The 22,218-nt window shown below is 71.9% G+C and carries 17 protein-coding genes; 8 read left to right on the forward strand and 9 right to left on the reverse strand.

Features of this window, described 5'->3' with window-relative positions; translation table 11 throughout:
• The first annotated feature begins 66 nt into the window (after window positions 1-66).
• The 3 genes from aspS to ACIREE_RS19400 all read left to right on the forward strand — a co-directional run bounded on the left by aspS (window position 67) and on the right by ACIREE_RS19400 (window position 3,634).
• Window positions 67-1,833: an aspartate--tRNA ligase gene (gene aspS, locus ACIREE_RS19390; protein WP_404153148.1), complete on the forward strand. Its 1,767-nt coding sequence runs from the start codon at window positions 67-69 to the stop codon at window positions 1,831-1,833.
• Between the two features lie 176 nt (window positions 1,834-2,009).
• Window positions 2,010-2,600: a Uma2 family endonuclease gene (locus ACIREE_RS19395; protein WP_404153151.1), complete on the forward strand. Its 591-nt coding sequence runs from the start codon at window positions 2,010-2,012 to the stop codon at window positions 2,598-2,600.
• Window positions 2,601-2,722: 122 nt separating this feature from the next.
• Window positions 2,723-3,634, forward strand: coding sequence for an intradiol ring-cleavage dioxygenase (locus ACIREE_RS19400; RefSeq protein ID WP_404153154.1), 912 nt, complete (start codon window positions 2,723-2,725; stop codon window positions 3,632-3,634).
• A 15-nt stretch (window positions 3,635-3,649) separates the two neighbouring features.
• Here ACIREE_RS19400 and ACIREE_RS19405 read toward each other — a convergent pair whose 3' ends face one another.
• Entirely contained in the window at window positions 3,650-4,321 is a 672-nt protein-coding gene (locus ACIREE_RS19405) for a response regulator (RefSeq protein ID WP_404153157.1), read from the reverse strand.
• Window positions 4,318-5,481 carry a sensor histidine kinase gene (locus tag ACIREE_RS19410; RefSeq protein WP_404153160.1) on the reverse strand — a complete coding sequence of 388 codons (1,164 nt, stop codon included), beginning with the start codon at window positions 5,479-5,481 and terminating at the stop codon, window positions 4,318-4,320. The genes ACIREE_RS19405 and ACIREE_RS19410 overlap by 4 nt, the downstream gene beginning before the upstream one ends.
• Window positions 5,482-6,095: 614 nt before the next feature.
• Here ACIREE_RS19410 and ACIREE_RS19415 point away from each other — a divergent pair.
• The 3 genes from ACIREE_RS19415 to ACIREE_RS19425 are packed head-to-tail and all read left to right on the forward strand — an operon-like array spanning window position 6,096 to window position 9,189.
• A complete protein-coding gene (locus ACIREE_RS19415) occupies window positions 6,096-7,019 on the forward strand; it encodes an ATP-binding cassette domain-containing protein (RefSeq protein WP_404153163.1) in 924 nt (307 codons plus the stop codon).
• Window positions 7,016-8,443: a hypothetical protein gene (locus tag ACIREE_RS19420; RefSeq protein WP_404153166.1), complete on the forward strand. Its 1,428-nt coding sequence runs from the start codon at window positions 7,016-7,018 to the stop codon at window positions 8,441-8,443. The genes ACIREE_RS19415 and ACIREE_RS19420 overlap by 4 nt, the downstream gene beginning before the upstream one ends.
• Window positions 8,440-9,189: a hypothetical protein gene (locus ACIREE_RS19425; RefSeq protein ID WP_404153169.1), complete on the forward strand. Its 750-nt coding sequence runs from the start codon at window positions 8,440-8,442 to the stop codon at window positions 9,187-9,189. The genes ACIREE_RS19420 and ACIREE_RS19425 overlap by 4 nt, the downstream gene beginning before the upstream one ends.
• Before the next feature lie 12 nt (window positions 9,190-9,201).
• Here the strand turns inward: ACIREE_RS19425 and metG are convergent, their stop codons facing one another.
• Together metG and ACIREE_RS19435 are read right to left on the reverse strand one after the other, a co-directional pair.
• Window positions 9,202-10,926 carry a methionine--tRNA ligase gene (metG, locus tag ACIREE_RS19430; protein ID WP_404153172.1) on the reverse strand — a complete coding sequence of 575 codons (1,725 nt, stop codon included), beginning with the start codon at window positions 10,924-10,926 and terminating at the stop codon, window positions 9,202-9,204.
• Between the two features lie 168 nt (window positions 10,927-11,094).
• A complete protein-coding gene (locus ACIREE_RS19435) occupies window positions 11,095-13,374 on the reverse strand; it encodes a VWA domain-containing protein (RefSeq protein ID WP_404153175.1) in 2,280 nt (759 codons plus the stop codon).
• Between the two features lie 244 nt (window positions 13,375-13,618).
• Between ACIREE_RS19435 and ACIREE_RS19440 the strand changes: the two genes are divergently transcribed.
• Entirely contained in the window at window positions 13,619-15,709 is a 2,091-nt protein-coding gene (locus tag ACIREE_RS19440) for a PhoX family protein (protein ID WP_404153349.1), read from the forward strand.
• Window positions 15,710-15,728: 19 nt separating this feature from the next.
• On the opposite strand, the gene ACIREE_RS19445 is transcribed toward ACIREE_RS19440, so the two are convergent.
• Window positions 15,729-16,679, reverse strand: coding sequence for a LysR family transcriptional regulator (locus tag ACIREE_RS19445; protein WP_404153177.1), 951 nt, complete (start codon window positions 16,677-16,679; stop codon window positions 15,729-15,731).
• 168 nt (window positions 16,680-16,847) lie between these two features.
• On the opposite strand from ACIREE_RS19445, the gene snpA reads away from it, so the two are divergent.
• The gene (gene snpA / locus ACIREE_RS19450) at window positions 16,848-17,519 is read left to right on the forward strand and encodes a snapalysin (RefSeq protein ID WP_404153351.1); all 672 of its coding nucleotides are present in this window, start codon (window positions 16,848-16,850) and stop codon (window positions 17,517-17,519) included.
• Window positions 17,520-17,645: 126 nt separating this feature from the next.
• Here snpA and ACIREE_RS19455 read toward each other — a convergent pair whose 3' ends face one another.
• The 4 genes from ACIREE_RS19455 to ACIREE_RS19470 form a co-directional block, all read right to left on the reverse strand.
• Window positions 17,646-19,619, reverse strand: a complete 1,974-nt coding sequence (locus ACIREE_RS19455) for an FUSC family protein (protein ID WP_404153179.1) — start codon at window positions 19,617-19,619, stop codon at window positions 17,646-17,648.
• A 57-nt stretch (window positions 19,620-19,676) separates the two neighbouring features.
• Entirely contained in the window at window positions 19,677-20,663 is a 987-nt protein-coding gene (locus tag ACIREE_RS19460) for an endonuclease/exonuclease/phosphatase family protein (RefSeq protein ID WP_404153182.1), read from the reverse strand.
• Window positions 20,664-20,731: 68 nt separating this feature from the next.
• A complete protein-coding gene (locus tag ACIREE_RS19465; RefSeq protein ID WP_404153185.1) occupies window positions 20,732-21,265 on the reverse strand; it encodes a hypothetical protein in 534 nt (177 codons plus the stop codon).
• Window positions 21,266-21,281: 16 nt separating this feature from the next.
• Window positions 21,282-22,217, reverse strand: a complete 936-nt coding sequence (locus tag ACIREE_RS19470) for a hypothetical protein (protein WP_404153188.1) — start codon at window positions 22,215-22,217, stop codon at window positions 21,282-21,284.
• Window position 22,218: the final 1 nt, after the last annotated feature.

Below are 22,218 nucleotides of genomic sequence, written 5' to 3' on the forward strand. Positions count from 1 at the left end.
GTACCCTTGGGGAGATCCGGGTCGTCTCCCCGGGAACCCCGAACCGCAAAGGCTGGATGAACGACGATGCATCGGTACAGGTCCCACACCTGCGGCGAGCTCCGCGCCTCTGACGTCGACGCCGACGTCCGGCTGAGCGGCTGGCTGCACAATCGCCGAGACCTGGGCGGCATCCTCTTCATCGATCTGCGCGATCACTACGGCATCACGCAGCTCGTCGCCCGCCCCGGCACCAAGGCCGCCGAGGTCCTCGACAAGCTGACGAAGGAGACGGTCGTCCGCGTGGACGGCAAGGTCGTCTCCCGCGGCGCGGACAACGTCAACCCGGAGCTGCCCACCGGCGAGATCGAGATCGAGGCCTCCGACATCGAGGTGCTCGGCGCCGCCCAGCAGCTGCCGTTCCAGATCAACCAGGACGACGGGGTCGGCGAGGAGCGCCGCCTCGAGTACCGCTTCCTGGACCTGCGCCGCGAGCGCATGCACCGCAACATCATGCTGCGCAGCGCCGTGATCGCCTCGATCCGCTCGAAGATGGTCACCCTCGGGTTCAACGAGATGGCGACGCCGATCCTCACCGCGACCTCCCCCGAGGGCGCCCGTGACTTCGTCGTCCCGTCCCGCCTCAACCCGGGCAAGTTCTACGCCCTGCCGCAGGCCCCGCAGCAGTTCAAGCAGCTGCTGATGATCTCCGGCTTCGACCGCTACTTCCAGATCGCGCCGTGCTTCCGCGACGAGGACGCGCGTGCGGACCGCTCGCCGGGCGAGTTCTACCAGCTCGACATCGAGATGAGCTTCGTCGAGCAGGAAGACGTCTTCCGGCCCATCGAGAAGCTCATGACGGAGATCTTCACGGAGTTCGGCGGCGGCCGCGAGGTGACGTCGCCCTTCCCGCGCATCCCGTTCCGCGAGTCGATGCTGAAGTACGGCAACGACAAGCCGGACCTGCGCGCCAAGCTGGAGCTCGTCGACATCACCGACGTGTTCGAGGGTTCGGAGTTCAAGGCGTTCGCGGGCAAGCACGTGCGCGCGCTGCCGGTGCCGGACACGGCCTCGCAGTCCCGCAAGTTCTTCGACGGCCTGGGTGACTACGCGGTCGAGCAGGGCGCGAAGGGCCTGGCCTGGATCCGCGTCGGCGAGGACGGCACCTTCGCCGGGCCGATCGCCAAGTTCCTCACCGAGGACAACGTCAAGGTCCTCACCGACCGTCTGGGTCTCGCCGCCGGTCACGCCGTGTTCTTCGGCGCAGGCGAGTTCGACGAGGTCTCCAAGATCATGGGCGCGGTCCGCGTCGAGGCCGCCAAGCGCGCCGGGCACTTCGAGGAGGGCGTCTTCCGGTTCTGCTGGATCGTCGACTTCCCGATGTACGAGAAGGACGAGGAGACCGGGAAGATCGACTTCTCCCACAACCCGTTCTCCATGCCGCAGGGCGGTATGCAGGACCTGGACGAGAAGGACCCGCTGGACATTCTTGCCTGGCAGTACGACATCGTCTGCAACGGCACGGAGCTGTCCTCCGGCGCGATCCGTAACCACGAGCCCGAGATCATGCTCAAGGCCTTCGAGATCGCCGGCTACGACCGGGACACCGTCGAGGCCGAGTTCGCGGGCATGCTCCGCGCGCTGCGCTTCGGCGCCCCGCCGCACGGCGGGATCGCCCCGGGCGTCGACCGCATCGTCATGCTCCTCGCCGACGAGCCGAACATCCGGGAGACCATCGGCTTCCCGCTGAACGGCAACGCGCAGGACCTGATGATGGGCGCGCCCACCGAGCTGGACGAGTCGCGCCTGCGCGAGCTCAACATCCAGCTGCGCAAGCCGGTCGAGAAGAAGTAACTCCGGCTGTACGAAGCATGGCGAAGGGCCCGGAACCGCTGCGGCGGCGCCGGGCCCTTCGCCGTACCGGCTGCCGGTACGAGGTCACTTTCCGTGATCGAACGGTCATTGTCAGACGCGGCCCGTACTGTGTGAACAGCACCTGATCCGCGATGACGCAGTGGGGAGACGCCGTCATGAGTCTCGTAGAGGAGCGGTCCGCCGTGGTCCTTGAACAGGACGAGTTCGAGCAGCTGGCACGCGATGCCATACGGGCGAACGAGTCACTGCGCCTGGAGTTCATCGACGGAAAGCTGGGGGTCAAGGCCGTGCCGGATGGCAATCACGGGCGCATCATTCAATGGCTCACCCGTCTGTGTATGCAGACCAACGCCGACTGGTGGCTCCATCCGGAGCAGGGCTTGAGGGTGCAGACATACCGACGTGGCAATGCCCGGCCTGACGGCGCACTGGCGTCCAGCGATCACTTCGTCGGTCAGGGCGAGTGGGCCAGCGCCGACGGGGTCGTCATGGTCGTCGAGGTCACTTCGAACGATGCCGACACCAATCAGCGCGACCGTGTGGAGAAGCCCCGGGCGTACGCCCAGACCGACATCCCGGTCTACCTGCTGATCGACCGCGACTCCTGCGAGGTGAAGGTGCACTCCCAGCCCGACGGAGTCCGTTACGAGCAGGTGGTGACGGTGCCGTTCGGCAAGACGGTCTCGCTGCCGGACCCGGTCGGTATCGAGCTGGACACGTCGCCGCTCAAGGACTGGGTGGGATAAGCAGTCCGCGCGAGTCGTTCGGGCCGGGTCCGGTGAAGGTTCGGACCCGGCCCGGCGGTCTTTACGGAACGCACAGCTCTCTCCCATTTCCCTGACAGCATCCGCCCATAGGTTCCTCGTCCATGACGGACAACGAGCAACCTCAAAAGGCTTTGGCCACAGGCGAGTTGACGCGCCGTAAGGTCGTCCTTGCCGGCGGCGCGGCGGTCGCGGCTGTGGCCGTCGGGGGCGGGGTCGCCTTCGCCGGACAGCCCGGCCCCGACACCGCCGGCGGCGTCGCGCGCGAGGAGTGCTATCGGCTCACCGCGGAGACCACCGAGGGCCCGTACTACATCGACGCCGACAAGATCCGCCGGGACGTCACCGAGGACCGGGAGGGCATCCCGCTGGCCCTGCGCGTCAAGGTGATCGACAGCGACACCTGCCGCCCGCTGAAGCACGCCGCCGTCGACATCTGGCACTGCGACGCTCTCGGCATCTACTCCGGGTACGAGGACGCCTCCCAGGGCGGACCGGGTGGCGGGGAGCCGCCCACCGACCCGCCCACCGGGCCTCCGCCGGGCGGGGGCGGCGGCCCCGGCAAGCAGGACCCCACCGACGACAACCGCTACCTGCGCGGCACCTGGCTCACCGACGCGCACGGCCACGTCGACTTCAGGACCGTCTTCCCGGGCTGGTACCGCGGCCGGGCCGTGCACATCCACGCCAAGGTGCACGTCGGCGGGAAGATGACGGACGCCGGGTACGAGGGCGGTCACACCTGCCACACCGGCCAGTTCTTCTTCGACGAGGCCGCCGTGCTCGCCTCCGCCGAGGTCGCGCCGTACTCCACCAACACCACGGAACGCACCACGCTCACCGAGGACACCATCTACGACCAGAACGGGGTCAGCGGCGGACTGCTGCGGCTGCGCTACAAGAAGGACGCCATCGCGCGCGGCGTCGTCGCGTCCATCACCGTCGGTGTGGACCCGGACGAGACCAACGAGGGGCAGGACTGGGTGACGCCCTCGCCATCGGCCTCCGCTTCCTGAGAGCTTCCCGAGAGTTCAGCCGGAGCGCGGCACCACGAGGCCCGATTCGTAGGCGGCCACCACCGCCTGCGCCCGGTCGCGCACGCCCAGCTTGGCGAGGATCCGGCTGACGTGGGTCTTCACGGTCTCGCCGCCGACCACCAGGCGCCCGGCGATCTCCTGGTTCGACAGGCCCTCGGCGATCAGTCGCAGCACCTCGCGCTCGCGCGGGGTCAACGTGTCGGTGCCGAGGGCCTGTTGAGGGATGGCGCGCGGGCGCAGGCGGGTGAACTCCGCGATCAGGCGGCGGGTCACCGTCGGCGCCAGCAGCGCCTCTCCCGCGGCCACGATCCGGACCGCCTCGAAGAGCCGCTCGGCGAGCATGTCCTTGAGCAGGAAGCCGCTGGCCCCGGCGGCGAGCGCGTCGTACACGTACTCGTCGAGGTCGAAGGTCGTCAGCATCACGATGCGGGTGTCCGGCAGGTCGCGGACGATCCGGCGGGTGGCCTCGATGCCGTCCATGCCGGGCATGCGTACGTCCATCAGGACCAGGTCGGGGCGGGCCTCGCGGCAGACACGGACGGCCTCGGCGCCGCCCGCCGCGCTGCCGACCACGGTGAAGTCCGGCCGGCTGTCGAGGAGCGCGCCGAATCCGGCCCGTACGACGTCCTGGTCGTCGGCGACGACGATGCGGAGGGCGGCGGTCATGCGGGTCGGCTCCCGCCGCGTATCGGCAGGACCGCCTCCACGAGGAAACCGCCGGCCGGGCCCGGGCCCGCCCGCAGGGTGCCGCCCGCCGTCGCGGTGCGTTCGCGCATGCCGAGCAGACCGTGTCCCGCGCTGCCGTCCGCCGGTGCGCCGCCGGTGGCGCCGGGGCCGCAGTCACGTATGCGCAAGGCCAACTCGTCCTCCGTGTAGTGCAGTTCGACATCCACCGCGACGCCCTTCGCGTGCCGCCTGGCGTTGGTCAGGGCTTCCTGGACGATGCGGTACGCGGTCAGTTCCAGGCCCGGGGCGAGCGCGGTGACGCGGCCGCGGACGATGAGCCGGACCGCGCCGCCGGATGTCTCGCGGGCCTCGTCGACCAGCGCGACGAGCTGGTCGAGACCGGGCTGCGGGGTGCGCACCGCGGGGGCGGGTTCCGGGACGTCCTCGCGCAGCACGCCGAGCAGGCGGCGCATCTCGGTGAGGGCGAGCCGGGCCGTGTCGCCGATCGCCAGGAACGTGGCGGCCCCCTCGGCCGTCAGACCGGGCGTCGTGAAGCGGGCCGTCTCCGCCTGCACCGAGATCGTCGACACGTGGTGCGCCACGATGTCGTGCAACTCCCGTGCGATGCGCGCCCGTTCGCCGAGTGCCGCATGCGCGAGGGCCGTGCCGGTGTACGACCGGTCGGCGGCGGAGCGGCGGGCGTTCTCGGCGCGGGTCCGGTGGGCGTGGCCCGCGGTCAGTGCTGCCGCCGCGCCGGTGAGGAGGGGCACGCCGTACCGGCCGTCGGCCAGCGCGTAGCCGACGAAGGGGACCGCGAACAGGACGGCGGTGCGGCCCTGTCGGCGCCGCCCCGCCACGTACAGGACGGCGGCGAGCGCCGGCAGGCCTGCGAGGAAGATCCGGCCGTACGTGGGCGGGGCCAGCAGCACCGCGGCGGTGACGGTGACTGCCGACAGCATGGGCTGGGCCCGGAGGAAGGCGAGCGGGAGGGTGGCGGCCAGGGCGAGGGCGAGTGGGCCCATCAGGTCGGCGGGTACCGGCTGGGCCGGGGCCAGTACCTCCAGTAGGGCGGCGGTTGCGAGGGGGCAGGTGGCGATGAGGGGGAGGTCGGGGTGGGGCAGTAGGCGCCGCGCTGTCCCTCTCGCCCGCGTCCAGGTCATGGGCGTCATTATCTGCGGCGCGCGGGCGCCGGGGCGTCACCCTCCGGGGTGAGCGGATGGCGTCCCGCCGTTGGTGAGGGGGGTTCGTTCGCGGCCGCGGGCCGGTGGGGCCTGCGCCCTCGGCCTGCGCGCCGCGGGGGTGGTGTCGTCACCGGGTGCGGGCCGGTGGGGGCTGAGCGCGCAGTTCCCCGCGCCCCTGGAGGGTTACTTGCCTGCGGGTCGGTGGGGCTTCTCGCGCAGTTCCCCGCGCCCCTGAGATGCGCACTGCGTGCGCCATCTCAGGGGCGCACGCGCATGCGCCCCATGGAGCCGCGGCGAAGCCGCATGCTCCAGGGGCGCGGGGAACTGCGCGACCAGCCCCCACCGGGCCGCGGACGAAGAACCTCCTAGGGGCGCGGGGAACTGCGCGACCAGCCCGCACCGGGCCGCGGACGAAGAACCTCCTAGGGGCGCGGGGAACTGCGCGCTCAGCCCCCACCGGGCCGCACCCGGCGACGACACTGCCCCCGGCGCCGGGCGCCGGACTCGCTCCCCCGCGCGGGGGACCGTCGGACCCCGTAGACCCCGCCCGGGCGGGACGTCTGCGGAGCGGCGCGTGCCTACTGTCAGGTCGCATGACCGAGATGACGATCGAGGCCCGAGGGTTGTGCAAGCGGTACGGGGGCGCCCTCGCCGTGGACGCGCTCAGTTTCTGTGTGCGGCCGGGGCGGGTGACCGGGTTCGTGGGGCCCAACGGGGCCGGAAAGTCGACCACGTTGCGGATGATGCTGGGGCTCGACCGTCCGGACAGCGGAGAGGCGCTGATCGGGGGGCGGCCCTACACCGGACTCGCCGACCCGCTGGGGACGGTCGGCGCGCTGCTCGACTGCGAGGCGCTGCACCCGGGGCGCCGGGCCCGCGACCATCTGCTGTGGCTCGCCCACTACAGCGGCGTGCCGAGCCGCCGCGTCGACATCGTCCTGGACCAGGTCGGCCTGGTCTCCGCGGCGAAGAAACGCACGGGCGGCTTCTCGCTCGGCATGCGGCAACGCCTCGGGATCGCCGCCGCACTGCTCGGCGACCCGTCCGTGCTGATCCTCGACGAGCCGGTCAACGGGCTCGACCCCGAGGGCATCCAGTGGATCCGCGGTTTCCTCAAGTCCCTTGCCGCACAAGGGCGTACGGTCCTCATCTCCTCCCATCTGATGAGCGAGCTGCAGGACACCGCGGACCATCTGGTGGTGATCGGGCGGGGCCGGCTGCTCGCGGACACCGATGTCGGTGAGCTCCTGGAAGAAGTGTCCGGCTCCCGGGTGGCCCTGCGGACCGCCCGCCGCGCGGAGGCGATGACCGTGCTCACAGGCGCGGGCGCCACCGTCGCCGTGACCGGGGCCGATCTGCTCACGGTCGCCGGTCTGCCCGCCGAACGGGTCGCCGCGCTGCTGGGCGCGCAGGACATACCGTTCTCCGAACTCGCCCGGCATCGCGCGACGCTGGAGGAGGCCTATATGGAACTGACGGCGAGCGCGGGCGAGTTCACCGCGCGGGAGGCGTCATGAGCGGCACGGTCCGCGCCCTGCGCGCGGAGTGGACCAAGCTGCGGTCCGTGCGGAGCACCCCGCTGGCCCTGTTCGCGCTGCTCGCCCTGCTCCTGCTGATGACGGTGGCGTCGGCGAGCGGCAGCTCGTTCGACTACGGGGGCCCGGAAGCGTACGACGGCGTGAGCTTCGCGCACCGCACCACCGGTGGCGACGGCACGTTCACCGCCCGGGTGGCGGCCCAGCGGGACAGTCACGCGTGGGCCAAGGCGGGGCTGCTGCTCAAGGACGGAACGGCGAGCGGATCCTCGTACGCCGCTCTGATGGTCACTCCCGGGCACGGCGTGCGCATGATGGCCGACGGGAAGAGTGAGCTGACGGCCGGGGGCGGCACCGAGGCTCCCGTATGGCTCCGGCTGCGCCGGGACGGGAAGCGGGTCACCGGATACACCTCGGCCGACGGGCGTTCCTGGCAGCGCGTCGGCACGCTGACCGTGTCCGGGCTGCCCGCCGCGGCCGAGGCCGGGGTCTTCGTCACGTCGCCGCAGCGCGCCGTCGAGAAGCGCACCGGGCCCACGCAGGTCACCGCGCACCCCGTGCCGACGGTCGGCAGGGCCGTCTTCGACCACCTCGGCTTCCCTTCCACGCACGGGAGTTGGCAGCAGACGGACGTCATTCAGCCACCCGAGGCGGACGCCCCGCCCGCGGACGCCGTCGCACCCTCCGGCACCCTTCACCGCACCACCGCCGGAATCGCCCTCACCGGCAGCGGGGATCTCGGCGGGCTCGGCATGGGCGGGGTCGGCGAAGGGCCCGGCCTCGACCTCGTCCAGCAGTCCCTGGACGACGGGACGCAGCTCGCCGCGCTCGCGGTGATCGCGCTCGGCGTCCTGTGCGTCACCTCCGAGTACAAGGCGGGCACCGTGCGCACCACGTTCACCGTGAGCCCGCGCCGCGGCCGGGTCCTGGCGGCGAAAGCGGTGGTGCTCGGTGCGACGGTGTTCGCCGTCGGCCTGGTGGGCAGCGTCGGGGCCTTCCTGATCGCCCGGCCCTACCAGCGCGAGAACGGCTTCGAGCCGCCCCTCTTCGACAATCCGTCGCTCACAGAGCCCGGCAGTATCCGTGCCGTCGTCGGCAGCGCCGCGTTCCTCGCCCTGATCGCCGTACTGAGCCTGGGCGTCGGCGCGCTGCTGCGCCGCACCGTCCCTGCCGTGGTCCTCATGTTCGTCACGGTGATCGTGCTGCCGATCGTCGCCTCGACGACGTCCATCACGCTCGCCGACGTGGTGGGCAGCGCGACTCCCGTGGCCGGAATGGCGATTCAGCAGACCAAGCAGCTCATCGACGACGCCACCACCCCGTGGGCGGGCTTCGCCGTGCTCTGTCTGTACGTCGTCGTGGTGCTCGGCGTCGCGCACCGGCGGCTGACCCGGCGGGACGCGTGAGGCGTGCGGTCCACGGCGAGTGGACCAAACTGCGCACCGTGCCGGGCCAGTTGTGGACGATCCCAGGTCTGACCGCCGCGATGGTCGCGTTCACGGCGCTCATCGCCGCGGGCGCCCACCCCGAGGAGTCCGGCACCCTCGACCCGACGGCGCTGTCCCTGTCCGGCGTCTATCTCGCGCAGGCGGGCGCGGTGCTGGTCGCGGTCGCCGTGGTGTCGTCGGAGTACCCGCGCATGATGCGTACGACGCTCGCCGCGAACCCGTGCAGGGGCACCGTCTTCACGGCGAAGGTCCTGGTGGTGGCGGCGGCGGTGGTGGCGGCCGCGCTCCCGGCGGTCGTGGGCTCGCTGTTCGCGGGGCGCGGGGCGCTGTCCGCGTATCCCCAACTCCCCCTCGACTCAGGTGTGTTGTGGCGGGCGACGTTCGGTACGGCGGTGTACCTCCTGCTGGTCGCCCTGCTGAGCGCGGGCGTCGCGCTGTTCGTGCGGCACGCTGCGGCGGCCGTCGGCACGGTACTCACCCTGCTCTACGGGCCCTACCTGGCCGTCCTGATCATCAAGATGCCGGACCACGCGCTGCACCTCGTGCAGAAGGTGTCCCCGATGACGGCGGGGCTCGCCGTGCAGACCGTCTCCGGGCCGGGGACCGCGCCCCTCGGCCCCGCGGCGGGTATCACGGTGCTCGCCGGATACGCCGCCGCGGCGCTGGCCGCCGGGTGGGTGGCGCTGCGGGTGCGCGACGCCTGAATCCCTGCGGGGTCAGGCTTCGGGCTGGCCGCCGAAGCGCTCCTTGTACGACTCCAGGTCCTCGTCGGTGATCTTCGCGAAGAGGACCGGCGGGACGGTGAAGGCGGTGCCGGCCGGGACCGTGGTGAGCGCCCTCGCCTCGTCGGCGGAGACCCAGTTACGGGTGTCGTCGGCCAGGGCGAAGGCCGCGCGCATCGCGGCCGCGGACGACGGGATGAACGGCTCGGAGACCACCGAGTACAGGTGGATCAGGTTCATCGCCGTACGGAGGGTCAGGGCGGCGCCCTCCGGGTCCGTCTTGATCTCCAGCCAGGGGGCCTTCTCCTCCAGGTAGGAGTTGCCCGCGGACCACAGGGCGCGCAGCGCGGCCGCGGCCTTGCGGAACTGGAGAGCCTCCATCTGGGTCTCGTAGTCGGCGAGGAGCTCGGCGATCTGCTCGCCGAGCTTCGACTCGGCCTCGCCGGGCGTCCCGCCCGCCGGGACGTCGTCGCCGAAGCGCTTACGGGAGAAGGACAGGACGCGGTTGACGAAGTTGCCGAGGGTGTCGGCCAGGTCCTTGTTCACCGTCGCCGTGAAGTGCTCCCAGGTGAACGACGAGTCGTCCGACTCCGGGGCGTTGGCGATGAGGAAGTAGCGCCAGTAGTCCGCGGGCAGGATCTCCAGGGCCTGGTCGGTGAAGACGCCGCGCTTCTGCGAGGTGGAGAACTTGCCGCCGTAGTACGTCAGCCAGTTGAAGCCCTTGAGGTAGTCGACCTTCTTCCACGGCTCGCGGACACCCATCTCGGTGGCCGGGAACATCACGCTGTGGAACGGCACGTTGTCCTTCGCCATGAACTCCGTGTACCGGACGTCGGCGGCACCGTCGGGCTCGAACCACCACGACTTCCAGTCGCGGTTCGCCGGGTCCTCGTCGGCCCACTCCTTCGTCGACCCGATGTACTCGATCGGGGCGTCGAACCATACGTAGAAGACCTTGCCGTCGGCCGCGAGCTCCGGCCAGGTGTCGGCCGGGACCGGGACGCCCCAGTCCAGGTCACGGGTGATCGCGCGGTCGTTCAGGCCCTCGGTCAGCCACTTGCGGGCGATGGAGGAGGACAGCTGCGGCCACTCGTCGGAGACCTCGTCGATCCACGCCTCGACCTCGCCCTGCAGCTTCGACTGGAGCAGGAAGAGGTGCTTCGTCTCGCGGATCTCCAGCTCGGTGGAGCCGGAGATCGCGGAGCGCGGTTCGATCAGGTCGGTGGGGTCGAGCACACGGGTGCAGTTCTCGCACTGGTCGCCGCGGGCCTTGTCGTAGCCGCAGTGCGGGCAGGTGCCCTCGACGTAGCGGTCGGGCAGGAAACGGCCGTCGGCCGGCGAGTAGACCTGCCGGATGGCGCGCTCCTCGATGAACCCGTTCTCGTTCAGCCTGCGGGCGAAGTGCTGGGTCAGCTCCGCGTTCTGCGGCGAGGAGGAGCGGCCGAAGTGGTCGAAGGCGAGCGCGAACCCGTCGTAGACCGCCTTCTGCGCGTCGTGCGCCTGCGCGCAGAACTCGGCGACCGGGACGCCCCGCTCCTTCGCGGCCAGCTCGGCGGGGGTGCCGTGCTCGTCCGTCGCGCAGATGTACAGGACATCGTGGCCGCGCTGGCGCAGGTAGCGGGCGTACACGTCGGCCGGGAGCATGGACCCCACCATGTTGCCCAGGTGCTTGATCCCGTTGATGTACGGAAGGGCGCTGGTGATGAGGTGTCGAGCCATCGGGGGCTGCTCCCAAGTCGTGACGATGTCGTTGCGCGCAGTGACGGGTTTCGACTGCGGTTTCGGCTGCGGAATCCAGAAATCGTATCCGACATGGGACGGCCGCCCGCGCGGTGTTTTACTGCGCGGACGGCCGGTGCGGTGCGTTGTGTGTGTGGCGTAGCCGGGTTACGGGCGCCAGGCCGCCAGCACTCCCTCGTACAGCTCCGCGTCGGTGAGCTCGCGCGGGGTCGGGCCCGCGTGGAAGAAGCCGGCGTTGTCCGCCGTCAGCTTGCGCAGGTAGTCGAAGCCCTTGGCGTCGTGCTCGCCGAACGCGACGAACTGGAAGAACAGCGGGCGGCTCGCCGCCTTCGCCAGGGCCTCCGTCGCCGGGCGCTGGGTGTCCGGCGGGCCGTCCGTCTGGAAGACGACCAGGGCCGGGGCCGTCGGGTCCGCGCTCTTCTCGTGGTGCGCGACGATCTCCTCGACGGCGCGGTGGTAGCTGGTGCGGCCCATCCGGCCGGCCGCGCCGTGCCACTCGTCGATCTTGCCGTCGTACGTGTCGTCCAGGGCGAGGTCGCCGGTGGCGTCGATGTCCGTCGAGAAGAACACCGTGTGGACGGTCGGGGTCTCGCGGTCGTCCAGGTGGGCGGCGAGGGCGAGCGTCTGCTCGGCGAGGGCGTTCGCGGAACCGTCCTTGTAGTACGGCCGCATGGACCCGGACCGGTCGAGCACGAGGTACACCGTGGCCCGCGCCCCGGTCAGCCCCCGTGCCGCGAGGACGTCCCCGGCGGCCTTGTAGGCGGCGACGAGCCCGGGGGCCCGCGTCTTGACCGCGTCGGCGAGGTGGGCGGATGCCTTTGCGGCGGCGGCAGTCTCTGTCTCGCCCGGGGTCTTGCCCTTCGCCGGGGCCTCGGCCTTCGCGACGGCCGCGTCCTCGGCGGCCGGGGCCTGCGCCTCTGCTACGACCTTGGCCTTCGCGGCGACGGTGGTCTTGCCCGGAGCCTTGACCTTCGCCGGGCTCCCCGTCTCGGCCGGGGCCTCGGCCTTCGCGACGGTGTCGTGCTCGGCCGGGGCCTCGGTCCCCGCCGCGACGGTGGCCTTGCCTGCGGTCTCTGCCGTGGGCGTCGCCGGAGCCTCGGTCTCAGTCTTAGCGGGGGCCGCAGCCGCCGCCTTGGTCTTCGCCGCGCTCGTGGTCTTGCCTGCGGCCTTCGTCTTCGCCGGGGTCGTGGTCTTGCTTGCGGCCTTGGTCTTGGCCGGGGTCTTGGCGGCCGTTGTGGCCGGCGCCTCGGTCGGGGCGGGAGCGTCGGGCTCGGCCGGGGCATCGGTCTTCGCCGACGGCTCGGCCGGAGCGTTGGCCTCTTCTACGATCTCGGCCTTCGCCGGGTCCTCGGTCGTCGCGGGGGCCTCGGCCACGGGCGCCGCCTTGGTCTTCGCCGCGCTCGTGGTCTTGCCCGCGGCCTTCGTCTTCGCCGGGGCCGCGCTTTTGCTCGCGGCCTTGGTCTTGGCCGGCGCCTCGGCCGCGGCGGGAGAGTCGATCTCGGCCGGGGCCGCCGCCTTGCCCTTGACCGGGGCCTTGCCCTCAGCCGCGGCCGTGCTCTTCGCCGCAGTCTTCGCTTCGGCCGGGGCTTCCGCTTCGGCCGTGACCCCCGTCTTGGCTTCAGGAGCGGTCGGCGTCTCGGCCGGGGCCTCGGTCTCCGTAGCAGGCTCAACCGGGGCCTTGCCTTCAGCCGGAGCCGTGCTCTTCGCGGCGGCGGCCGTGTCCGTCTCGGCCGGAGTTTTGGTCTCCGTAGCAGGCTCAACCGGGGCCTTGCCTTCAGCCGGGGCCGCGCTCTTCGCGGCGGCGGCCGTGTCCGTCTCGGCCGGAGTTTTGGTCTCCGTAGCAGGCTCAACCGGGGCCTTACCTTCAGCCGGAGCCGTGCTCTTCGCGGCGGCGGCCGTGTCCGTCTCGGCCGGAGCTTTGGTCTCCGTCGCAGGCTCAACCGGGGCCTTGCCCTCGGCCGGGGCCGTGCTCTTCGCCGCAGCCTCCGCTTCAGCCGGGGCTTCCGCCTCAGCCGCAGCCTCCGCTTCAGCCAGGGCCTCCGCCTCAGCCTTCGCGGACGGCTCAGCCGTGACCTCGGCCTCCGCGGCCTGCGCCGGGAGTGCAACCTCTTCCGGCGCTTCCGGCGCTTCCGGGGATTCCGCGGCCGGGGCGGAGCCCACTCGTTCTCTTCCCACCGGGCGGGACGGCTTCGGCACGGCGACGTTGTCGAACGCCGCCGCCACCAAGTCGTCCGCCTCGCCCTTCGACGGCCCGGGAACCTTCGGCTTCTCCGTGGACGCGGAGGCGGACGCGGAGGCGGACGCGGAAATGGTCGGCTCCGGCGACGGCGCCGGCAGCGTGACCTCCGGCTCCCCCGCGGCAGCGGCTTCCGTGTCCCGCTTCCGGGACCGCCCGAACGCGTTCCGCAGCAGATCCAGAATGCCCATGTGCGCAACCTTCCGCATGAGTTGGTCCCCAAAGTCCCTGGAACCCCTGGCCAGGGCGGACACGTAAGGTTAGCCGCCACTGAGCGTGATCTTGGGAAGGGTCGGTCCGATCGGCCCAGCGCGCAACTGCCGCCCACCCCGGACAGGTTCACTCCGCGTTCATTCGACGTCCCCCCACACGCACCCGTACGCCCCTAGCGTCACGCCCGTACGAATCGCAAAGGGGAGGAAAAGCGTGCGCAAAATGCTGCCGCTGGTCACGGTCAACGGGGCTCACGCCGGGGGACGTTCGGCACTGACATGCCGGTTCCGGTGCGGTGACGCCTGTTTCCACGAGGTGCCGAACACCAGCGACAACGAGTACGTCGGCGACGTCATCGCCGGTGCGCTCGACCGCCGTTCGATGATGCGCACCGCCGCCGTGGTGACCGTCGCGGCCGCCGCCGGTTCCGCCGTCATCGGCACGGGCGCACCGAGCGCACAGGCCGCCACCCCGGCCACGTATGAGGACACGCACAAGAAGGGTGAAAGCGGGGCGCGCGGGCTGCGGTTCGCGCCCGTCGCGCCGAACACCGCCGACACCGTCACGATCCCGCGCGGCCACGCCCAGAACGTCGTCATCCGCTGGGGTGAACCCATCCTGCGCGGCGCCCCCGCCTTCGATCCGGAGAAGCAGAGCGGCAGGGCCCAGGCCGGGCAGTTCGGGTACAACAACGACTTCCTGAGCCTGCTCCCCCTGCGCGGGGAGCACGGCCGACAGGTGCTCGTCGCCAACCACGAGTACACGGACGAGATTCTGATGTTCCGGGGGTACGACCCGGAGAACCCCACGCGCGCGCAGGTCGAGGTCGCCTGGGCCGCGCACGGCCTCTCCGTCGTCGTGGTGGAGGAGGCCAGGAGGAGCGGGGCGCTCAACGCCGTCCCGCGTCATCACCTCAACCGGCGGCTCACCGCCACCAGCCCGTTCCGTCTCACGGGACCCGTCGCGGGCAGCGCCCTCGTCCGTACGAAGGCGGACCCGCGCGGCACCACCGTCCTCGGCACCCTCAACAACTGCTCGGGCGGCACCACCCCTTGGGGCACCACGCTGCACGGCGAGGAGAACTTCAACCAGTACTTCGCCCACGCCGCCGACGTGACCGATCCGGTCGTCGCCGCCCGCCTCAAGCGGTACGGGGTCAGCGGGAGCGCCTCCGAGCGCAAGTGGGAGCGGTTCGACGAGCGCTTCGACCTGACCAGGGAGCCGAACGAGATCAACCGGTTCGGCTGGGTCGTCGAGCTCGACCCGTACGACCCGGACTCCACACCCCGCAAGCGCACCGCCCTGGGCCGCTTCAAGCACGAGGCGGCCCAGCCGCGGCTGACCGACGACGGGCGGCCCGTCGTCTACATGGGGGACGACGAGCGCTTCGACTACTTCTACAAGTTCGTGAGCAGCAAGCGCGTCGCCAAGGGCCACTCGCGCGCGGCGCACGAGCACAACCTCACCCTTCTCGACGAGGGCACGCTGTACGTCGCCAAGCTGCACGGGAACTCGCCCGCCGCCGAGATCGACGGCACCGGGAAGCTGCCGTCCGACGGTGAGTTCGACGGCGGCGGTACGTGGATCCCGCTGGCCACCGCCCACGCGGGCGGCCGCGCCGTCTCGCACGTCGAGGGCATGAGCGCCGAGGAGGTGTACCTCTTCACGCGGTTCGCGGGCGACGCGGTGGGCGCCACCAAGATGGACCGGCCCGAGGACATCGAGCCGTCGCCGCGCACCGGCAAGGTGTACGTCGCGCTCACCAACAACACCGACCGCGGCAAGGCGGGCAAGGCCGGTGCCGACGAGGCCAACCCGCGCGACCTCAACAAGCACGGGCAGATCCTGGAGCTGACCGAGCGCCGCGGCCGGGCCGAGGCGACGTCCTTCGGATGGTCGCTGTTCCTCGTCGCCGGTGACCCGGACGACCCCGCCACCTACTTCGCCGGGTTCCCGAAGGAGAAGGTCAGCCCCATCTCCTGCCCGGACAACGTCGCCTTCGACCCGCACGGCAACCTGTGGATCTCGACCGACGGCAACCAACTCGGTTCGCACGACGGCCTGTTCGGGGTCGCCACCCGGGGCGAGCGACGCGGTGAGCTGAAGCAGTTCCTGACCATGCCGAACGGCGCCGAGACCTGCGGTCCGCTCGTACAGGACCGGCGCGTGATCGTCGCCGTGCAGCACCCGGGCGAGGTCGACGGAGCCTCGGTGGAGAAGCCCGCGAGCGCCTGGCCGGACGGTCCGGGCCGGATCGTGCGGCCCGCCGTGGTCTCCGTGTGGCGCGAGGACGGCCGCGACATCGGCGTATAGACCCGGAACGGCGAAAACGTCAGGCCGGGTTCTGGACCTTGGTCCCGAGCCGTTCCCGGTACACGGGGGCCTGGTGCACCGCCTCCTCGTACGCGGCGCGCAGATCCGGCAGCACGGCGTCGAGCAGGGCCTCGGAGCGGGCCGCGAGCAGCAGTCGTACGCCCACGGGGTCGCCGTGCAGCGGCCGGATCGCCATGTCCGTACGGGCGCGGGAGGTGGGCTGGCACAGGGCGACGACCTCGCCGGTCGCGACGAGGGACGCGGCGGTGAGGTAGTCGCCGTGCAGGACGCGGGGTTCCAGGCCGGCCGAGCGCAGCGCGCGCAGCAGGCCGTCCCACTCGCCGTCCACGGTCGGGTCGACCATCCACCGGTCGCCCGCCAGGTCGCTGAGCCGCACGACGCTGCGCCGGGCGGCGGGATGGTCCGTGGCCAGGGACACGAACTGCGGCTCGCGTTCGACCAGGACCCGGCATATCAGGCCCGGCGGCACCCGCAGCGGGCTGCCCTCGACCTCGTGCACGAACGCCACGTCGATCCCGCCCTCGGCGGCCAGGCGCAGCAGCGCGTGGGCGGAGACGTCGACGCGCAGGGTCGGTTCGGTGCCCAGGAACGCGGCGTTGGTCCGCAGGCGGCGCAGCCAGCCCGGCAGGGCGCGGCTCGCGGTGGACCCGATGCGCAGGCGGCCGGGGCCCTCGGCCGTGGCGGCGGCGGCCGCGCGGGTCTCCTCGACCAGGCCGTGCAGGCCGTCGACGAGCGGGCGGGCGCGGGTGAGCAGGACGCGGCCGAGCGGGGTGGGGCGGCAGCCGGTGCGTTCGCGGGTGAAGAGGCGGCCGCCGAGGAAGTCCTCGATGCGGCGCAGTTGCGTACTCAACGCGGGCTGGGTCATGCCGAGTTGGCGGGCGGCCTTGTGCAGGCTGCCGGTGTCGTCGATGGCGCACAGGGCGCGCAGGTGCCGCACGTCCAGCTCCATAGGCGTCGAGAGTAAGGCGGTCGCGGGGGACACACCAGTACGCCTCATGAGCCTCAGTGGTCTCTCCGTACCTGCGCGATCTCCGGGGGCCCGGTGATAGTCCGGTGTTATCGCCAAGTGCCATCATTCCCAGGCGCCTCTCACGCCCCCACACTCACTTGCATGACCATGACACAAACCCCCACAGTCATCCGTCTCCTCGCGTGCGCGTTCGGCGCGGGGCTCACCGTCACGGCGCTCGCGGCCGGTCCCGCCACCGCGCAGACCCAGCCGCAAGCCCCGGCGCCGGCGCAGGCGCGCTATGCCGGGTCCGCCGAGGACGCCGCCGCCAACAGAGCGTTCTTCGACGCGGTCCTGAAGTCCGTCGCCGAGAAGCGGGCCGCGAACCCCGGCGCCGCGCAGGTCACCGTCACGTACAACGCGTCGAGCGCGCCCTCGTTCCGGACGCAGATAGCGAACAGCACGTCCATCTGGAACTCCTCGGTGTCGAACGTGAAGCTCCAGTCGACCTCCGGCGGCGGCGACTTCGCGTACTACGAGGGCAACGACTCGCGTGGTTCGTACGCGTCGACGAACGGGCACGGCAGCGGCTACATCTTCCTCGACTACGCGCAGAACCAGCAGTACGACTCGGTGCGGGTGACCGCGCACGAGACCGGGCACGTGCTGGGCCTCCCGGACCACTATTCGGGTCCCTGCAGCGAGCTGATGTCGGGCGGCGGCCCCGGCACGTCCTGCACCAACCGCTACCCGAACGCGAACGAGAAGTCCCGGGTCAACTCGCTGTGGGCCAACGGCTTCGCCAAGGCGCTGCAGAAGGCGGAGGCCGCTCTCCGCTAGGGGTGGGGACTTCTCGCGCCGTTCCCCGCGCCCCTGGAGCATGCGGCTCCGCCGCGGCTCCAGTGCCTGAGATGGCGCACGCAGTGCGCATCTCAGGGGCGCGGGGAACGGCGCGACCAACCCCACTCACGCCGCGGTCGGCGCATCACCTGTGGGTCCCCCACGCACCCCGATGGCCCGGGCGGCGGCCACTTCCTGACGGACGTGTTCCAGGACGCCGTCCCGGTCGGTGCGGGCCGAACCAAAATCGGCCCGCACCTCCTCCAGCACCACGGAATCCCGCAAACCCTGCGCCAACTCCTGCAACTGCGAGGCCACTTGGGTCACCTCCGGCGAAGAAGGCGGAGGGGAACCATGACGGACCCGCACCCGCGCCGCGGTCGTCGCGTCCACGATGCGTTCGACCGCGACGACGAGGGGCCACCATGCCGCCGCCCGCCTCCCCGTGGGCGGCGGCTCCGTGAGGGCGCGCTGGAACTCGGTGCGGATCACGGACAGGTCCCGGTACAGGCGCCGCCTCATCCGGGCCCGGGCCGCGGGGTCCGCCGTCGCCCCGAACGCGCACTCCACGTACGACGCCGTGTCGGCCACCGCGTCGGCGAGCCGGTCGCCGATCCGCGTGTGCCAGCTCTCCGGCCACAGCAGATACCCCGCTACGAGCGCGATGGCGCAGCCCATCAGGCTGTCCAGGAGCCGGGGCCCGAGCAGCGCCGTGCCCTGGTGGTTGAGGATGTCGGAGAGCAGCAGGATCACCGGGGTGATGGCCGCGGTCTGGAAGGCGTAGCCGCGCGGCGTGAGCGCGGGGATGAGCGGCGCGAGCAGCAGCATCACCGGCACGTCCCACCAGCCGAGCGGCACCTCGGCGAGCACGGCCGCCGCCACGACGAGTCCCACCGCCGTGCCGAGCGCGCGCAGCACCGCCCGTGAGAACACCGAGCCGAAGTCGGGCTTCATGACGAACGTGATGGTCAGCGCCACCCAGTAGGAGCGCGGCACCGACACGAGCGACACGAGGGCCTGCGCGATGCCGATGCACAGGGCGAGCCGCAGGCCGTAGCGCCAGGAGGCGCCGGACAGGATCACGTTGCGGGCGCCCCGGCGGGCGCGCACCCGCAGCGCGGCGGGATGCCCGAGCCGGTCGTCGACGTTGGTGAACTCGCTGTCCCCGGTCCGCGCCGCGACCTCGGCGGCGTGCCGCACCGCGTGATCGAGGGCGCGCGCGGCGGGCCCGTCGGGCTCGGGCAGCACCAGCGGTACGCCGTCCGTGGGCCGACCCGCCGCGATGGCGTCGGCGAGTGCGCGTACGGCGGCGGGCACCTGCGGCGGCAGCGGCACCCCGCACTGGTGGGCGGCGGGCCCGGCCTCCACGACGGGCGTCACGGCATTCAACTGGCTCACCAGGCGCACCAGTTCAGGGTTACGTCCATGCGTACGGGCCCGCCGGGCGAGGACGAGGTCGTAGGCCTGGTTCAGGGACTGGGTGACGGCGATACGGGTCTCGGCGTACGTGAGCGGGTCCTGGCCCGCGGCTTCGATGAGGTGGGCGACGCTCCGGTACGTCGACGCGACCGCGGCCCGCTCGGGCACCCCGCCCCGCAGCGGCCAGGCGAGCAGCGCGAGGAGGAGGACCAGCGCGCCGCCGCTCGTCATCAGGAGCGGCGCGAGCCACCAGTCGCCGGGCATCGGCAGACCCGCGCCCACCACGCAGTTGAGCAGGAGCAGCAGCCCGGCGACGGAGGCGACCGCGCCGATCGTCGAGATCATCCCGGAGACCAGGGCGACGGCGGTGACCGCCGCGACCGCGAGCCAGCCGTGGCCGAAGACCAGGGAGCCGATGGTCACGCCCAGCGCGCCGAAGAGCTGGGGGACGGCGATGTTGAAGATGCGCATGCGGTACGCGTCCGCTGTGTCGCCGATCACTCCGCTGAGGGCGCCCATGGAGGCGAGGGCGCCGTAGGTGGGGTGGTTCGTGGCCAGGCCCACCGCGACGGGGGTGGCCATGGCGATCGCGGCCCGGGTCGTGGCTGCCCAGGGGATGGCCGCGCGTTGCGGTCTCAGGGTTCTGACCAGCCAGTCGGGGGGTGTCAGGCGGGGCGGCATGGGGTCATTATGCGAGTTGTGCGCACCGTCACGGGGCTCCGCCCCGGGCCCCGCTCCTCAAGCGCCGGAGGGGCTTGAATCGGGGCTGAATTGGTGCAGCGTCAAGTCCACCAGCAGCGCCCTGTGATCCGTGTCCCGCAGCGTCAGGAAGCGGGTCTTCTCCGCCGAGAACTGGGCGCTCACCAGCACATGGTCGATCTGCGTGCCCAGCGGCGGAGGTGCCGACGACGGCCAGCTGGGGGTGCGGGCGTGGCCGGTCAGTGCGGCCGCGTCGCGGAGCCGGCCCGCGTCGAGGATGTGGCGGAACGCGGCGTGGTCCTGCGTCGCGTTGAAGTCCCCGGCGAGGATGGTCGCGGCTGCGGGGTCGGCGGCCGCGAAGTCCCGCAGCCGGCCCAGTTCGCGCCGCCAAAGACCTGTCTGCCGCGGCAACGGCGGCATGGGGTGCGCGAGTTGGAGCCGTACCGCGTGCCCCCGTACGTTCGCGGTCGCACCCGGCATACCCATCGTCCCGGGTACGGCCGGCGCCGCCTTCAGCGGGAACGTGCTCAGGATCAGGGAGCCTTCCGAGCCGTCCGCGCGCACCGCCTGCCGGTACGGGTACGCGGTCTTCAGGGTGTCGGCGGCCAGCGCGTCCTGGCAGGCGTAGTCGCATTCCTCGACGAAGACGAGGTCCGGCTCGTGCTCGGCGATCGCGTCGATCAGTGCGTCGGTGCCGTGCCCGAACTGCACGTTCGAGGCCAGCACGCGGATCCCGGAGACGGGCGCGCCCCGGGCGTCGGCGTCCTTCCCGTACGGCTCCATGTACCAGGCGAGGGCCCCGAGCGCGACGACGCCCCACAGCAGTCCGGTGCGCCAGCGGGAGAGCAGCGCGAGCAGCAGCGCGGCGGCGGTGGGGACGGTCAGCCACGGCAGGAAGGCGAGCAGTTGCGGTACGGGCGTGATGCCGTCGCTGTCCGCCGCGCGGCAGCCCACCACCACGCTCACCCCGGCCAGGAGCAGTGCGGCCGCCCATGCCCCGGCCCTGTGCACACGACGCTGGGTCAAGGGCCGGCCTTCCCTGAGAAGTTCTTGTGGATCCTCAGGGAAGGACGGAACCGTGGGCCGAACGGTTGTCAGGCGTGCTTCGCCGGTCCGGGACCGGCTGAGCGGCCCGGCTCGGTGGCGAGCGCCCAGATGACGAAGACGCCGACGCCGATGGAGATCAACGACCACACGGGCGCGTACGGCAGGAACATGAAGTACTCGATGATGTACAGCGCGGCGAGGCCGATGCCCACGCCGCGCGCCCAGTCGGCGCCCTTGAGGATGCCCACGCCGGTGAGTGCCACGAGGATGCCGATGACCAGGTGGATCCAGCCCCACGTGGTGAGGTTGAAGGAGTAGACGTAGTCGCCGATCCGGCCGTACACGTCGTCCTTGGCGATGCCCGCGATGCCGTTGAGGATCCCGAAGATGCCGCTGACGAGCATCAGGACACCGGCGAAGGTGGAGCCACCGGTGGCCCACCCGCTGCCGCCGTCGCGGGTCGGGTCGGAAGCCGGCCCGTGGGCGCGGCCCCGGTGCTCCGACGACCAGGCGGCCGAGCCGGGTTCGGTGGTCGGGGGCGTGTGGGTCGGGGGTGTGTTCGGGGGTGTCGTCTCGCTCATGGGGCGCCTCCTCGTGTCAGGGGAATGTTCGCCCCGGCGCGGCCCCGCGGCACTCGGCGCGCGGCTGAACGGGTGACACGTCGGCGGGCCGGTCACCCGGATGCGGGGAGCGGCGGCGCCCGAGGCGGCCGGGGCCGAACCGGCCCGTCAGCCACGCCACCAGCGCCACCGCCGCGCCCACGCCCACGATCACCCACGACGCGGTCCGCATCGACGACGTCAGCGCGTCGTACACCGCGCCCGCCGTCGCCTTGTCCGCATCGTTGTCGAGGTCGCCGAGGGTGAGGGAGCGGGCGATCGTCAGGGCGATGAGCAGCGCGCCCGCGCCGAGGGCCATACCGAGCGCCGTCGCGGTGAGGGCGCGGCGGCGGCGCACGGCGAGCAGCAGCCCCGCGACGGCGAGGACGAGGGCGGCCAGGGGCAGCCAGGGGCCCGCGACCTGGAGCAGGTGGAATCCCTTGCGCAGCTTGGCGAGGTCACCGGAGGAGAGCAGGGTGATCCGGGTGTGGGTGACCGGGATCTGGTCCGCGAACGGCACGCCGTCGTCCTGGAGTTGCCGCTTCACCTGCTCGGTGACAGGGGCGAGGTCGAGGGTGACGGCGTCGGTGCTGCCCTCGTCGAGGGCTTTCTGTACGGCGTCGTGGGCGGCCCGGTTCGCGGTGTTCCAGGCGTTCTGGAACGCGGGGGTGCCCGTGAACGAGACGGCCGCGTCGTGCAGGTACCGCTCGACGGTCGACTGCAGGGGGCCCACGCTGATGTTCTGCATGATCCCGGTGGTCACCGCGGACCCGACCGAGTTCTGCACGTCCGGGTCGGTGGCGAGCGGCGCCATCGCGGACACATAGCGGTCGCTGTCGCCGATCTCGTACTTCGCCCAGGTGGAGAGGGTGCCCAGGGGCACGAGGAGACAGGCGAGGACGAGCAGGACGGGGGCGAGGACGGTGCGGATCACG

It is taken from the genome of Streptomyces sp. NPDC102467 (assembly GCF_044765445.1).
In the GTDB taxonomy this organism is placed as follows: Bacteria; Actinomycetota; Actinomycetes; order Streptomycetales; family Streptomycetaceae; genus Streptomyces.

Excerpts from the sequence above, each read along its gene's own strand:
- ACIREE_RS19415 (WP_404153163.1), top strand. The coding sequence starts at position 6,096 with ATGACCGAGATGACGATCGAGGCCCGAGGGTTGTGCAAGCGGTACGGG.
- ACIREE_RS19435 (WP_404153175.1), bottom strand. The coding sequence starts at position 13,374 with ATGGGCATTCTGGATCTGCTGCGGAACGCGTTCGGGCGGTCCCGGAAG.
- ACIREE_RS19420 (WP_404153166.1), top strand. The coding sequence starts at position 7,016 with ATGAGCGGCACGGTCCGCGCCCTGCGCGCGGAGTGGACCAAGCTGCGG.
- ACIREE_RS19445 (WP_404153177.1), bottom strand. The coding sequence starts at position 16,679 with ATGGAGCTGGACGTGCGGCACCTGCGCGCCCTGTGCGCCATCGACGAC.
- ACIREE_RS19400 (WP_404153154.1), top strand. The coding sequence starts at position 2,723 with ATGACGGACAACGAGCAACCTCAAAAGGCTTTGGCCACAGGCGAGTTG.
- ACIREE_RS19455 (WP_404153179.1), bottom strand. The coding sequence starts at position 19,619 with ATGCCGCCCCGCCTGACACCCCCCGACTGGCTGGTCAGAACCCTGAGA.
- ACIREE_RS19395 (WP_404153151.1), top strand. The coding sequence starts at position 2,010 with ATGAGTCTCGTAGAGGAGCGGTCCGCCGTGGTCCTTGAACAGGACGAG.
- snpA (WP_404153351.1), top strand. The coding sequence starts at position 16,848 with ATGACACAAACCCCCACAGTCATCCGTCTCCTCGCGTGCGCGTTCGGC.
- ACIREE_RS19440 (WP_404153349.1), top strand. The coding sequence starts at position 13,619 with ATGCTGCCGCTGGTCACGGTCAACGGGGCTCACGCCGGGGGACGTTCG.
- ACIREE_RS19405 (WP_404153157.1), bottom strand. The coding sequence starts at position 4,321 with ATGACCGCCGCCCTCCGCATCGTCGTCGCCGACGACCAGGACGTCGTA.
- aspS (WP_404153148.1), top strand. The coding sequence starts at position 67 with ATGCATCGGTACAGGTCCCACACCTGCGGCGAGCTCCGCGCCTCTGAC.
- ACIREE_RS19410 (WP_404153160.1), bottom strand. The coding sequence starts at position 5,481 with ATGACCTGGACGCGGGCGAGAGGGACAGCGCGGCGCCTACTGCCCCAC.
- ACIREE_RS19465 (WP_404153185.1), bottom strand. The coding sequence starts at position 21,265 with ATGAGCGAGACGACACCCCCGAACACACCCCCGACCCACACGCCCCCG.
- metG (WP_404153172.1), bottom strand. The coding sequence starts at position 10,926 with ATGGCTCGACACCTCATCACCAGCGCCCTTCCGTACATCAACGGGATC.